The organism is Embleya sp. NPDC005971 (genome assembly GCF_040629175.1).
In the GTDB taxonomy this organism is placed as follows: Bacteria; Actinomycetota; Actinomycetes; order Streptomycetales; family Streptomycetaceae; genus Embleya.
On record NZ_JBEXUX010000008.1, the window covers coordinates 60,417 to 73,942 of the forward strand.

Below are 13,526 nucleotides of genomic sequence, written 5' to 3' on the forward strand. Positions count from 1 at the left end.
CACGCCGCCGAGTGTCGGTGACACCCACTACCGTCGCGACACGGTTGGGCACGTCGACCCGACCCCGGACCGCGCGAACGCCACGCTCCCGGCCGACTTCCGGAAACGGCCCCGGGCTGCGTCGAGAGCCACCGCCCGCGCCGTTCGAGACTCGCGCGCAATGGCTCGCGTCAGCGACCGGAGAGCCGGTCCGATGTCTGCGTGTGCAACCTTCCCGCTGTCACTGGTGGTCAATGGCCGGTTACCTATGGTTGACGAGGCCGGCGGGCCCGGGGTTTCATGCACCGGTGGGAGAACGTGTGCAGGGCGACACTTGGGGGCTCGCAAAGGCCATGGAGTTCATCGAACGAGGGCCGCAAATCGGCAGGTTACGCACGGCGCTCCGGGAGTGCGCCGCCGGGCGCGGCGGCATCGTCCTGGTCGATGGCGCCGTGGGTTGCGGCAAGAGCGAGATACTCGGCTGGGTCGCCGAGCAGGCGACGGCCGGCGGCGCGATATCGCTGTCGGCGGCCGGGTCGGCCGGTTCCGCGACCCGGGCCCGGCCCCTGGCGATCCTGGGCCAGTTCCTGGACGGCCCGGGCGTACCGACCCGCCTGGCCCTCGCCGTGAACCGGCTGGTCGAGGACGAGGACGGCGCCCGCGCGGCCCGGCGATTCACCACCGCGATCCACGAAGTCGCGCTCCGGCGACCGGTGGTGCTGTCCCTGGACGACGTCCAGCACGCCGATGACGCCTCGGTACGGTGTCTGTTGCACCTGGCCCGACACTCGGGCCGGGCCAGGGTGCTCGTACTGCTCGCCCGCTCGCCCCACTTCGCGCCGACGGACCCGCAGTTGCCCACCGAGTTCCTGCGCCAACCCGAGCTGGAGCACCTCCACCTGGCCCCGCTGAGCCCGACCGGCGTGGCCGAACTGCTCGCTGCGGCTGCCGATGCCCCGGACCCGCGCCGGACCCAGCGGTACCACGAACTCACCGGCGGCAACCCACTGTTGCTGCGCGCGCTGATCGCCGAGCAGGGCTCCGCGACGAGCGCGGCGGCGGAACCGGCGCCCGGTGGCCCGTACGGCCAGGCCGTATTGGCCTGCCTGCGCCGCGGCGGCACCGGGATGTGGCGGGTGGCCAAGGCCGCCGCCGTGCTGGATGTCGGCGTGTCGGCCGAGGTACTGCGTCGGCTCGCCGACACCACCGCGCTCGCCACCGCCCAGGCCCTGGGCGCGCTGTCGAGCGCCGGCCTGCTGGAGGGCGACCGACTGCGCCGCGCGGCCCGCGCCGCACTGCTGGACAGCCTGGATCCGACCGAACACAGCGGCCTGCACCGCCGCGCCGCCACCGTGCTGCGCCGACAGGGCGCTCCGGCGGCCCGGATCGCCGACCATCTGCTCGCCGCCCGCGAGGCACCGGAGCCGTGGGCGGTGGACGTGCTGCGCGAGGCCGCCGAGGAAGCGTTGGACGGGGATCGGGCGCGCCGGGCGATCGCCTGCCTCGAACTGGCCGCCGAACAGTGCCGCGACCCCGCCGCCCGCGCCGAGACGCACCTGCGGCTCGCCGAGGTCACCGGACGACTCAACCCGCATGCCGCCGAACAACGGTGCCTGGGCGAGCCGTTGACCGCACTGGCGCTCGGCGATCTGCCCGAGTCGAGCATGACGGCGCTGGCCCACCAGTTGTTGTCGCACGGCCGGCTCGACGCGGCCCGTCGGGTCCTGGGCCGGCTCAAGGAACAGAGCGACCCGCGGGCGGAGTGGATCGAGCAGCTCGAATCGGATCTCCCGCTCCCCTGGCTGCACCACCCGCAATCGGCTGGTCCGTTACCCGATCCCGTCGAGGGCATCGAGGCCGCCGAACGACTGCTGCGGGTCTCCGGATTGACCGACGTGACCGTGTCGCCGCTGGTCTCGGCGCTGCACCTGTTGATCGACCGGGACCGGGCGAGCCGCGCGGAGGCACACGCCCAGGCCCTGCTCGCCGAATCGATCCGGCGCGAAGCCCCGGGTTGGCAGGCCCTGTTCGGTTCGGCGTGTGCCCAAGCGGCGCTGCGTCAGGGCCGGTTGCCGGACGCGGAACAATACGCGCGGCAGGCGATGGCGGTACTGCCCGAGCGTGCCGGAAGTCTGTTCCTCGGCGGCCCGCTGGCGAGCCTGATCTGCATATACACCGAAATGGGCGATTTCGAGGCCGCCGCCCGGCAGGTGAACCAGCCGGTCGGCAAGGACCTGTTCACCGGCCTGCACGGCCTAGCCTATCTGCGCGCCCGGGGCCGGTTCCTGCTGGCCACCGACCGGGTTCGGGCCGCGCTCGCCGATTTCCTCCAGGTGGCCTGGCTCGCCCATGGCTGGGGAGTCGACCAGCCGTTCTTCGTCCCGTGGCGGACCGACGCCGCCGAGGCCCTGTTGCGGCTCGACGAGACGGACCGCGCCCGCGACCTGGTGGCCGAGCAGTTACGGCTGTGCGGCCCCGGTGGCGGCCGGATTCGCGGCACCACGCTGCGCCTGCGCGCGATGACCGTCGACATCGCCGACCGCCCGGCGCTGCTGAGCCGGGCGGTCGAGGCGCTGCGCCGGTCCGAGGACACCTTGGAGTTGGCCCGCACTCTGGAGGCCCTGGCCGAGTCCTACCAGGCCCTGGCCGAGCCGGTCCGCGCCGCCACCCTGCAGTCCCGGGTCTGGCACCTGACCCGGGACTGCGGCGCCCGGCCGCGCACCCGCACCATCGCGCACGCCTACGCCGACCTGCGGGAGGCGAACACCGCCGGCGCCGGCGCGTATCCGGGAGGCGAATCGGGGAATCTGAGCGAATCGGAGCGACGGGTCGCCGCACTGGCCGCGTCCGGATACAGCAACCGGGGCATCGCCGAGGAGTTGTTCATCACGGTGAGCACCGTCGAACAGCACCTGACCCGGGTCTACCGCAAGCTCGACATCAAGAACCGCCGGCAACTGCCCGTCCACCTGCGGTCGCACCCGGATTGGTGTCGCCCCACTCCCGGGCCGCGCGGCGCCGGCCCTGGGGCCACCGACGGCCCCCGGACGGCGGGGCTCGTGGCGGCGGACTCAGACCCGCACCGGCAGGCCCAATGCCCGGGCGAGCAGGCCGCGGTGCAGGTCGCCGGGACCGCCGAAGGCAGCCGCCGCTGACCCGCACGGCCCCGGCCCGAGGATCACCTCTCCGGCCGAGCCCGTCCGGCCCGGCAGGCCCGGCAGGCTGGGGAGTTCCGGAAAGCCCGGTACACGCTCGATGTCGGGCACCCCGGCGCCCCCGGCCGCACCCGCGCCCACTGCCGCCGCCGGTCCGAGCAGATCGCGTACCAACACGCCGAAATCCGCCGCAAGTTCCCCGCCGAGCGCGCCGGCCGCGAGCCCGTGCAGGCGGGCCGCGATGTCGCCGATGCCCCGCGCGGGCAGCGCCGCCGCCACCGCCGGCAGGCGGATCGCCTCGACCCGCGCGGCCAGTTCGGTCGGTCCGGCACGCGCCGCCGAGCCGCGCGGTCCCGCCGCAGAGGCGGCCTCGGGGCCCGCACGCAACAACCCGATCAGGTCGACCAGGCCGCGGTGAGGGTCGCCGAGACGTCCCCGGCCGCGATCGGCTCGGCGGCGAAGGTGTCCACGATCACCGGCCAACCACCGCCCACGGCACCGATCCTGGCCGTGTCGGCGACCCGGACCCGGTCCGGCAACACCGTGCAACCGCGCTCCCCCGCCGGGGATCGATGGGGGCGCACGGTGACACCCGGCGTGTCCACCGGCACCAGAAACACGGTGAGGCCGGCCTGTGTTAGCTCCCGGTCCGGACCGGTCCGCGCGACCAGCCACACGTAGCGGGCCCGATGCGCGTCGGCGGACCACAGCGGGTCGCCGGCGAGGAGCCATTCACCTCGATCGTCCGCGCCGGCCCGGACGGCGTGCACCCGCACCGCGGCCGGGTCGAAATCCGCCCGCGCGGCCCGATCGGTCGGCGCGATGCGCAGCGTGCCCCGGCGGATCCCGGGCAGCGAACGGCAGTCGCAGCACGTGGGTGGCCGCGTCGCCGGCCTCGATCAGGCAGTCGGTACCGGCGTCGGCATCGCCCGGGCCGCCCGGCAACGCGGTCACCACCCGGATGCCCCCGTCGCCGATCGCCCCGGCCAGGCCGGTATTCGCGGCGAACAACCGGGCCGCGACGAACGCGTCCAGCACCGGCAGCGGGCACGCGGCCCGCCCGAGCGCGCGGGCCAGGGCGATCGCGGCGGCCAGGGCGTCACTGTCGCCCAGGTCGAACCAGCCGTGTACGGCGCCCACATCCCACAGCCGGTCCAGGTCCCCGGTGGGCGCGGCGCCGGCCCGGCCCCAATGTCGGGTGATCAGGGCCGCCGCGTTCGCGGCGAACTCGCCGACCTCGTCCCGGTGCGACACGTGCATGTCGTGGCTCCCTTCGGCGCTGCGTCCCGAACACGCGTCGGGCCGTGCGGAACTGCTCGGGTGGTGTCGGCAACACCCCGCGATTCGTCCGAGAATCGCCGGGTCGACGGCACGGCCGCGAACACGCGGCGGTCAACCGGTTGGCCCGGCCGGCGTATGAATCCGGGATCGGCGACGGAACCCCTGACTACCGCCCCTACCCGGCCGGGGTCGCCTTTCCCCCGTCTGCGGCCCCTACCCGGCCGGGGTCGCCTTTCCCCTGGCCGCGGCCCCTACCCGGCCGGGATCGCCGATCCCCTGCCCACGGCCCCTACCCGGCCCGAGGCCGCCGTTCCACCCCCGGTCGACCTCGACCGCCGGTTCGCGGATCCGCGGCCGAGCGGCTTCAGTTCACGGTCGGGTTGGGGCAGAACTGGTTGTCCACCCGCTGGATGGGCGTGCTCACCGAAACCGCCGGCTGCGTCCCGGTCGCCGCGTCGCGCTTGGCCGACATCGCGGCGGTGCACACCAGTTGCTCCAGGGCGAGCGCGGTCAGCGGAGCGGTACCCGCGAGGTCGATCCGGATGGTGGCGTCCTGGAGACTCACCCGCGCCGGGCCGGCGGTCGCCGGGACGGCGCTGGTCACCTGGGCCCGGGCCTCCTCCCAACTCGGCCCCGCCAGCAGCAGATTGATCGCGGCCAGCGGGGTGACACCGGTGATCGAGGTGCGCAGCGCGGGCCGGATGCGGTGGTCGACGATCAGGTAGACGTACAGGCTGCCGGGTTGCCCCGCCGGAGCGGGCGAGACGATGCCCTCGGCGGGCATCCCGGCGTCCACCGCGCTGGTGGTGGGAATGCCGCAGCCGGCGCCGACCCCGAGCAGCGCCAGCGCCGCGAGCGAGCGCCGACACCGGGCCGCCGCGGTGCGTCCTGCCACGACACCGTTGCGAGCCGTCTTCATCCGTCCTCCGCGATTCGGGTCCGGGCATACCGGGGCAGTTCGACGGTGAACACCGCGCCCCCGTCGGATCGGTTCGCCGCCCGGATGCGTCCGTCGTGCAGTCGCACGTTCTCCAGCGTGATCGCCATGCCCAGACCGCTGCCCGCCGAGCGGGCCCGGGCCGAGTCGGCCTTGAAGAAGCGCTCGAAGACCCGGTCCAGGGTGTCGGCGGCCAGGCCCGGGCCCCGGTCGGCGACCCGCAGCACGATCCACTGGCCGTCCGCCCGCCGCTCGCTGCGCAGGCTCACCTCGACCGGCGGCGCGCCGTGCCGCAGCGCGTTGCCCACCAGGTTGGCCACCACCACGTCGAAACGCCGGGGGTCGACCTCGGCCCGGATTCCCGCCGGCAGGTCGGTGATCACCGCCTGGGACCAGGCCCGGCCGGCCAGGCAGCGGCGGACCGCCTCGGCCATGTCGAATTCGTCCACATGCAGCGCGGCGGCGCCCGCGTCGAAACGCGAGATCTCCATCAGGTCGTCGACCAGTCGGGTGAGTTTGCCGGTCTCGGCGGAGACCAGTCGCAGTGCGGCGGCGGTGTCCGGATCCAGGTGCTCCGCGGCGGCGTCCTCGTCCAGCACGTCGATCACCGCGGCCATCGCCGCGAGCGGGGTGCGCAATTCGTGCGAGACATCGGCCGCGAAGCCGCGGGCCCGGGCCTCCATCGTGCGCAGTCGCGCCTCGTTCTGTTCCAGGGCCGCCGCCGTGTGGTTGAAGTCCTTCGCCAGTTCCGCGAGTTCGTCCCCGCCCTTGACCTCCAGTCGGGTGTCCAGGCGGCCCTGGGCGAGCCGGCGGGTGGCCCGTTGCAGGGCCCGGACCGGGCGCAACACCCCACCGGCCACCACGAGTGCCAGGACCAGGGCGAGCAACACCGCCGGGATCGCGCCGTTGCGCGCGGCCCGGACCAGCGCCGCCTCCTCCTCGATCTGCGCGCGCATCGGGGTGAACACGTAGACCGATACTCCGGACGGAATTCCCCACATCGGTTTGGCGAAGGTGATCGGCACTCCGACGGCGAGCCAGATCACGCCCTTGCGGTCGATCCGCTGGAACGCGGTGTTGACCCGCTCGGTGACGTGATAGCGCAGTGCCTCCGGCACCGCGTCGGGGCCCAGCATGCGGTCGCTGGTCACCCACTGGTCCCGATAGGCGGCCGCGACGATCCAGTGGTCGGTGTTGCCCCGCGTGTCCACGAGCGCCACGATCCGCTCCAGCGCGGCCCGGTCCGGCGGGAACGGCACCGACGGCGCGACCGCCTCGACCCGGTCGCGCACCGACCCGACCACCGAGTCCTGGGCGCGTTGCAACATCGCGGTCCGCGCCTCCCGATAGGTCAGCGCGGCGGTGGCGAGCGCGGCGAACGCGGCGACGAGCAGGCAGGCCGAGGCCAGCCGCACCCGCAACCCACGCAGCCCGCGCAGCCGGCCGAGCGGCCCGGTCACAGCGGGCCGAACCGGTAGCCGAAGCCGCGCACGGTCTGGATGTAGCGGGCCGGCCGATCCGGTTCCTCGATCTTGATCCGCAGGCGCTTGACGCACGCGTCGACCAGTCGGCTGTCCCCCAGATAGGGGTGCTCCCACACCGACTCCAACAACTGGCCCCGGCTGAACACCTGGCCCGGCGAGGCCGACAGGGCGAGCAACAACCGCAGTTCGGAGGGCGCGAGGGCGATCGGCCGGCCGGCCTTGAGCACGGTGAGCGCGGTGCGATCCAGGGTCAGCTCGCCGTGTACCTCGCGGCGCCCGGCCGGGGCGGCCGACTCGGTGCGCCGCAACACCGCCCGGATCCGGGCCTCCAGGACCCGTGCCTGCACCGGCTTGACCACGTAGTCGTCGGCGCCCGCCTCCAGGCCCAGCACGATGTCCATGTCGTCGTTGCGCGCGGTGAGCATGATCACCGGCAGGGTGCCGACCCGACGGATGCGCCGGCACACCTCGAAGCCGTCGATACCGGGCAACATCAGGTCCAGTACCACCAGGTCGGGAGCGAACCCGGCCACTCCCGCGAGGCCCTCCTCGCCGGTGTGCCGCACCTCGGTGGCGTGGCCTTGCCGGCGCAGGCCGATCGCCAGGCCCTCGGCCACGGCGGGGTCGTCTTCGATCAGGAGCACACGAACCATTGCCTCAGTATCGATCAGCGGCCGGCCCCGAACGCGCTTCGGGCAAACGATCGGCCCGGTTGTGACAGAACGGTCTTCTTGCGGGCCGATCGCGGTCATCCTCGGTCGCCATGGTCAGGCCATGACCACACACACTGTGCTTCCCGCCCGCCGCCGTCGATCGTCGAAGCCGATCATGCTCACCGTAGCCGCGCTGCTGGCGCTCGTCGCCGGCTGCGCGGGCGAGACCGGCCGGACCGCCCCGGTGTCGGTGTCCACGGTCTCGGTCGGACCCGACACACTCGGCGCGCTCGCCCCCGCCTGGCCCAAGGACGGCCAGGCGGCCGTGACGGTGGAGGGGGCGCGGGAGCCGGTCGCCTCCGGCGCCGCGAAGCCGACGCCGACCGCGAGCCTGGCCAAGGTGATGACCGCCTACGTGTTCCTCAAGAGCAAGCCCCTCGCGGCCGGCGCGGCGGGGCCCACGTTCACCGTCTCGGCCGAGGAGGCCAACCGGTACCCGGAGCGGCTGCGCCGGTTCGAGAGCCTGACCCCGGTCCGACCGGGCGAGCCCTTCACCGAGCGTCGGGCCCTGGAGGCGCTGATGGCCGTCTCGGCGAGCAACATCGCCCACGAGATCGCCCGCTGGGTGGACGGCGACGAGGCGACCTTCGTCGCCCGGATGAACCGCACCGCCAAGGAGCTGGGCATGCGCGACACCACCTACACCGATCCCAGCGGCTTCGACCGGGCCACCGTGAGCACCGCGGCCGATCAGGTCAGGCTGTTCACCGTCGCGATGCGCGACCCGGCCTTCGCCGCGGTCGCCGGCGTCCGCAGCTACACCGACTCGACGCAGGTCACCAAGGCCAACAGCAACACCCTGCTCGGCCGCGAGGGGGTACTCGCGGGCAAGACCGGCTTCACCACCCCGGCCGGCGGCAACCTCGTCTTCGCCGCCGAACGCCTGATCGACGGCCGGCCACAACTGGTGGTCGCCGCCGTCATGGCCCAGCGCAAGGGCAGCAGCGCCGCCGCCGCGATCAACGCGAGCGAAACCCTGATCCGCTCGGTCGGCACGTCGTAACCGGTCGGCACCATGCAAATCACCCGCCCGACCCGGCTCCGTCACAGGCCCCGAAGGCGGCGCGGCATCCGCTCGGCAGGCGATATTCGATGGCCCGGTGCCCGGTCGGCTCCTACAGTGACCGGGGAGTCGGCCCGCGATCGGGCCCGGAGCACCGGCCGGCGAGCGGGGAGTGGAGATGCGTACGCACTATCCCCGCACGCCGCACGTGCCGTGGTCGCCGGGAGCCGGTGCCGACGACGTGCGAGCCGCGGACCTGTCCGGACTGCGCGGCCGCGAAGTGGTGGTCACCGAGAAGCTCGACGGCGAGAACACCACGTTGTACCCGGACGGACTGCACGCCCGCTCACTCGACTCCGCCCACCACCCGTCGCGCACCTGGGTCAAGGCGCTGCAGGGCCGGATCGGCGCCCGGATCCCGCCCGGGTGGCGGATCTGCGGCGAGAACATGTACGCCCGGCACTCGATCGGCTATGACGCGCTGGCGAGTTGGTTCTACGGATTCTCGGTCTGGACCGGCGATCGTTGCCTGGACTGGGACGAGAGCACCCGCTTCCTGCGCCGGTTGGGCGTGCCGACGCCGCCGGTGTTGTGGCGCGGAGTTTTCGACGAGCGGGCGCTGCGCGCGATCCGGCTCGACCCCGCTCGCCGGGAGGGCTTCGTGGTCCGCTCGGTCGAGGGCTTCGAGCGCGCGGACTTCGGCCGGCGAGTGGCCAAGTGGGTGCGGCGCGGGCACGTGCGGACCGACACGCACTGGATGCGTGCCGAGGTGGTCGCGAACGGTCTGGGACCCGACGCGGCGCTGTGGGCGGTGCGTTCGGGCGCTCCTGCGGACCTGTCCGCGCTGTTCGCGGCGCTGGGCCCGGGTCCGGGCCCGGGCGGAGGATGGGCCGCCGAGCCCGACGTGGTCGCCGACGCGGGCGCGCGGCTGGACGTGCTGGGCCGCACCGGGGACGCCCGGTTGGCCGGGGTGCTCGCCGCCGCGCTGCACGCCGAGCATCGCGGGACGCTGCTGCCCCGACTCGGGTCGGCCCTCGGCCTGCCGCTGGCGCGCCGCGTCGCGGACCTGGTCGGCTTGCACCGGCACCTGCGCCGCCCCTTCCCCGATCACGAACGCCCGCGTGGGCTGGCCCGGTTGGCGGTCGCCGCCGATCTGGGCGTGCTGCACGCGGTGGCCGCCGCCGCACTGGTCGGGCGTACCGGCGCCGAAGCCGACGAGGAACGCGAGCAGGTGGAGTGGTCGGCGCTGGTCGCCGCGGACGCGGACCTGTTCGGGGAGGCCCCGCTGGCGCCGCTGCGCGCCCGGGCCCGGGAGGCGTTCGCCGACCTGGACTCGGCGACGGCCGACCGCTGCTGGGCGCAACTGCGCGAGGCACACGCCAAGGGCTGGTCGATGCCGCCCGAGGTCGCGCGGACCCGATGGCGCGGCGACTTTCCTCGGCTGATCCACCTGATCGGCTGCTCGGGCAGCGGGAAGAGCACCTTCTCCCGCGAACTGCCGGATGTGGCCCACCGGATCGGCCTGGACGACCTGCGCGCGGCGCGCGGCGCCCGGGTGGACCGCTCGGCCGACGGCGAGGTGCTGCGCGAGGCGTTGCATCGACTCGACACCGCACTGGCGGCCGGCGGCACGGTGGTGTGGGACGCCACCTCGCTCAACGCCCGGCAGCGTGCTCCCGTGCACGCCGTCGCCCAGGGCCGCGACGCGCTGATCACCCACGCCGTGTTGCCGATCGGCGAGGACGAGTCGGAACGACGCAACGCCGTACGCGAACACCCGGTGCCGGCCACCGTACGCGCCGCGCAACAGCGGCGGTTCGCACCGCCCTACCCCGGGCAGGCACACCGGACCTGGTACATCGGCGCGGGCGGCACGGTCGAGGACGTCGCCGGCTCGCTGGACGCGGAGGACGCGTGATGCGCACGAGCGAGGAGATCTACCACCGGGTGCGCTGGGACCCCCGGTTCGATCCCGCGCGGTTCGTACTCGCGGTCCACCGGCGCGGCGCGGAGCCCAAGCGTGTCCCGCTGCCCGCGTTCGTGCCGGGCGGCGAGATTCCCTGGCATCGGGTGTTGCGGATCGAGGCGGACGACGAGGTGGTGTGGGATCGAGCCGGCCGGGTGGACCGGATCGACACGTGCGCCGCCGGCCGGGTGCGGGAATCCCATCGGTTGCCCACGCCGTTCTTCACCGCGCGCCGACCGCACACGTTCGACCCGGTGCTCGCCGACTGGCGACCCGCGGGCACGCCCGACCGGGGCCGGATCGACGCACCGGCGACCACCCGGATCCGGGTGCTGACCTGGAACACGCTGTGGGATCGCTACGACGCCGACCGGATCCGAACCGCGCGCCGTCGACCGCTGTTGCTGGCCGCGCTCGCGAGGGCCGACGCCGATGTGATCGCGCTCCAGGAGGTCGAGGCGGACCTGGTCGCGCTGTTGGCGGCCGAGCCGTGGGTGCGCGCCGCGTACACGATGGACACCGATCCGAACGGTCGGGACGTGCCGGACAGTGGGCTGTTGTTGCTGAGCAGGCTGCCGGTGCGCGAGTCCGGGCGGCATGCGTTGGGCCGGTACAAGGCGGTGGCCGCGATCACCGTCGCCGGCCCGGCCGAGCCGCTCGTGGTCGCGGTCACCCACCTCACCAGCGACCACGCGCAGAACGGTCCGGGCCGGCGCCGGGTCGAACTGGCCGCGCTGGCCGACGGTTTCGCCCGGGTGCCGGGCGATCTGGTGGTGGTCGGCGACTTCAACGACGGCACCACCGGGCCGGCCGACGTGCTGGGCCTGGCGGATGTGTGGACGCAAGTGCACGGCGCCGACGACGACACCCCCACCTTCGATCCGGGCGTCAATCCGCTGGCCGCGATCGGCTCGCGCACCGGCCGCGCCGCCCGGCTGGACCGGGTTCTGCTGCGCACCGGCGGGTGGAGCGCGGAGGCGGCGGTGCGCTACGGGGACGCGCCCACGCCCGACGGCCTCTACGCCTCCGACCACTTCGGGGTCCGGGCGGACCTGGTGCCGGCCGGCCCGCCGACCGGCGATGTCCTGGACGTCGCGTCGACCGCGCGCACCGCGCTGGCCTGGTTGCCACCGCGACGGTTGTGGCCCGTGCTCCAGCGGCTCCGTCACACGCACGATCCGCAGGTGGACCGCTGGCCGCCGCACGTCAACGTGCTGTTCGGCTTCGTCCCGGAAGCCGACTTCGAACGGGCCGCGCCCCTGCTCTCGGCGGCGGCGGCCGCAGTGGCGCCGTTCACCGCACGTCTGGACGGCGTACACACCTTCGGTCACCGCGAGGACGCCACCGTGTGGCTCGATCCGGCGGCTGCCGACGAATCGCCGTGGTCGCTGCTGCGGGACGCCTTCGCGGCGCGCTTCCCACGCTGCCCGGGCCGCGCGGACGGCTTCACCCCGCACCTGACCCTGGGCCGCAGCGCCGACCCCCAGCGGGTGGCCGCCGAGTGCGCGAGCCGACTGGAGCCGATGTCGGCGCGCGTGGGCGAGTTGGTGCTGCTCTCCCGCCGGGGCGACGAGCCGATGCGGGTGCGGGCCACGATCACCCTGGGCACGGGCGAACTGCGGTGGTCGTCCGACGCGGTACCGCCGGATCTCGACGTCGGACCCGCCCGCGAGGCTCCGACGCCTTCGGGTGACGGACCGGACCCGGACGACCGGACGAGGCGGATCACTCGGTGCGTTGCCGCGGCGTTGGGCCAGGGCGTCGTCGTGTCGCCGGTCGGCTCGCGGCGGATGGGGTGTGCGCTGCCAAAGGCCGACATCGACCTGGTGGCGGCCCTGCCCGGCCACACCGTCGACCTCGCCGACCTCGCCGAGCGCATCGCGGCGGCCCTGCCCGAGGCGAGCGCCGTCCGGCCGGTGATCGGGGCGCGCGTGCCGGGACTGCGGTTGCGGGTGGGCGGGTCGGCCGTGGACCTGGCCCTGGTGGCCACCGGCGACATCGAGCCGGTCGACGCCCCGGCCCGGCGCGCCGAGTTGGCCGAGCCGGCCGCGATCACCTTGAGCGCGATCACCGACGCGGACGCGATCCGGCGCGCGGTGGGCGCGGACCACGAACGGTTCGCAGACCTGGCCCGACGGGTCAAGGCGTGGGCGCGGGCCCGGGGCCTGGACGCGGCGCCGTTCGGCGGACTGCCGGGTCTGGCCTGGTCGATACTCGCCGCCCGGACCACGCGCGAGGCCGCAGGTCTGGCCGGCGACGACCTGTCGGCGCACTTCTTCGCCACCTGGGCCGCGTGGGACTGGCGCGAGCCGGTGTCCCTGCACGAGGACACCAAAGGCCCGCACTCGCCGGCCGGCGCGCCGGTGTCGATCCTGACCCCGACCCGCCCGGTGCGCTCGTGCACCACGCAGGTCACCCCCGGCGGACGCGACCTGCTGGTCGACGAGCTGTACCGCGCCTGGGAGTCGACCACCTCGACCGCGACCATCGACCCGGCCGCACCCTCGATCCAGACCGAACACGGCGATCCGTGGCCGACGTTGCTCGAACCACCCCCGCTGCACCGCCGCCACGCGGCCTGGTTGTTGCTGACCGTGCTCCCGGCCCCCGCCGACGAGTTCGCCGCCACCACCGGCCGGCTGCGCGGCCGCGTCCGCGCCCTGCTCACCGCACTGCACGAGGCCGGTGTCACCGACGCCCACGTGTGGCCCCGCACCTTCGAAGCCGGATCGCGCACACACCTCGCGATCGGCCTGGGCGCCGGCCCACCCGACGCGGACACGCTCGCCGAGATCACCACCCGGTGGTGCCGGGGCCTGCCCGGCGTCGAGGCGACCCGGGTCGAGGGCGGCGCCGTGCCGACGCTGTGCTGACCCGGGCGCCCGCTCGCCCGCCACGTGCATTCCGTGCGACGTGCACGATCCGGCGTCGTGAAACCGGCGTGGCCGGGTCGACCCATCCGCCGTCCGTACGGCCGTCGTTGCGCCCCGAGGCCCGGCGGGGCGCCC

10 protein-coding genes are annotated in these 13,526 nt (G+C 74.4%); 4 read left to right on the forward strand and 6 right to left on the reverse strand.

The window, feature by feature from the left end:
- Positions 1-299 precede the first annotated feature (299 nt).
- Positions 300-3,134, forward strand: coding sequence for an AAA family ATPase (locus tag ABZ374_RS10215; protein WP_360309018.1), 2,835 nt, complete (start codon positions 300-302; stop codon positions 3,132-3,134).
- Here ABZ374_RS10215 and ABZ374_RS10220 read toward each other — a convergent pair.
- The 6 genes from ABZ374_RS10220 to ABZ374_RS10245 form a co-directional block, all read right to left on the reverse strand.
- Positions 3,051-3,521: a hypothetical protein gene (locus ABZ374_RS10220; protein WP_360309020.1), complete on the reverse strand. Its 471-nt coding sequence runs from the start codon at positions 3,519-3,521 to the stop codon at positions 3,051-3,053. The two genes, ABZ374_RS10215 and ABZ374_RS10220, sit on opposite strands and share 84 nt — an antisense overlap.
- 8 nt (positions 3,522-3,529) lie before the next feature.
- Entirely contained in the window at positions 3,530-3,910 is a 381-nt protein-coding gene (locus ABZ374_RS10225) for an acyl-CoA dehydrogenase family protein (RefSeq protein ID WP_360309022.1), read from the reverse strand.
- A complete protein-coding gene (locus ABZ374_RS10230; RefSeq protein WP_360309024.1) occupies positions 3,867-4,394 on the reverse strand; it encodes a hypothetical protein in 528 nt (175 codons plus the stop codon). Before ABZ374_RS10230 ends, ABZ374_RS10225 begins: the two co-directional genes overlap by 44 nt.
- Before the next feature lie 385 nt (positions 4,395-4,779).
- Entirely contained in the window at positions 4,780-5,334 is a 555-nt protein-coding gene (locus tag ABZ374_RS10235; RefSeq protein ID WP_360309026.1) for a hypothetical protein, read from the reverse strand.
- A complete protein-coding gene (locus ABZ374_RS10240; RefSeq protein WP_360309028.1) occupies positions 5,331-6,812 on the reverse strand; it encodes an ATP-binding protein in 1,482 nt (493 codons plus the stop codon). The genes ABZ374_RS10235 and ABZ374_RS10240 overlap by 4 nt, the downstream gene beginning before the upstream one ends.
- The gene (locus ABZ374_RS10245) at positions 6,809-7,489 is read right to left on the reverse strand and encodes a response regulator transcription factor (RefSeq protein WP_360309030.1); all 681 of its coding nucleotides are present in this window, start codon (positions 7,487-7,489) and stop codon (positions 6,809-6,811) included. The genes ABZ374_RS10240 and ABZ374_RS10245 overlap by 4 nt, the downstream gene beginning before the upstream one ends.
- A 121-nt stretch (positions 7,490-7,610) precedes the next feature.
- On the opposite strand from ABZ374_RS10245, the gene ABZ374_RS10250 reads away from it, so the two are divergent.
- From ABZ374_RS10250 to ABZ374_RS10260, 3 genes are all read left to right on the forward strand, one after another.
- The gene (locus ABZ374_RS10250) at positions 7,611-8,552 is read left to right on the forward strand and encodes a D-alanyl-D-alanine carboxypeptidase (protein WP_360309032.1); all 942 of its coding nucleotides are present in this window, start codon (positions 7,611-7,613) and stop codon (positions 8,550-8,552) included.
- A gap of 178 nt (positions 8,553-8,730) precedes the next feature.
- Positions 8,731-10,470 carry an RNA ligase family protein gene (locus ABZ374_RS10255; RefSeq protein ID WP_360309034.1) on the forward strand — a complete coding sequence of 580 codons (1,740 nt, stop codon included), beginning with the start codon at positions 8,731-8,733 and terminating at the stop codon, positions 10,468-10,470.
- Positions 10,470-13,391 (forward strand): poly(A) polymerase, encoded by a 2,922-nt coding sequence (locus ABZ374_RS10260; RefSeq protein ID WP_360309036.1) that lies wholly within the window; start codon positions 10,470-10,472, stop codon positions 13,389-13,391. Before ABZ374_RS10255 ends, ABZ374_RS10260 begins: the two co-directional genes overlap by 1 nt.
- The last annotated feature ends 135 nt before the right edge of the window (positions 13,392-13,526 follow it).

Coding starts and splice junctions, on each gene's coding strand:
- ABZ374_RS10230 (WP_360309024.1), bottom strand. CDS start 4,394: ATGCACGTGTCGCACCGGGACGAGGTCGGCGAGTTCGCCGCGAACGCG.
- ABZ374_RS10235 (WP_360309026.1), bottom strand. CDS start 5,334: ATGAAGACGGCTCGCAACGGTGTCGTGGCAGGACGCACCGCGGCGGCC.
- ABZ374_RS10245 (WP_360309030.1), bottom strand. CDS start 7,489: ATGGTTCGTGTGCTCCTGATCGAAGACGACCCCGCCGTGGCCGAGGGC.
- ABZ374_RS10250 (WP_360309032.1), top strand. CDS start 7,611: ATGACCACACACACTGTGCTTCCCGCCCGCCGCCGTCGATCGTCGAAG.
- ABZ374_RS10255 (WP_360309034.1), top strand. CDS start 8,731: ATGCGTACGCACTATCCCCGCACGCCGCACGTGCCGTGGTCGCCGGGA.
- ABZ374_RS10260 (WP_360309036.1), top strand. CDS start 10,470: ATGCGCACGAGCGAGGAGATCTACCACCGGGTGCGCTGGGACCCCCGG.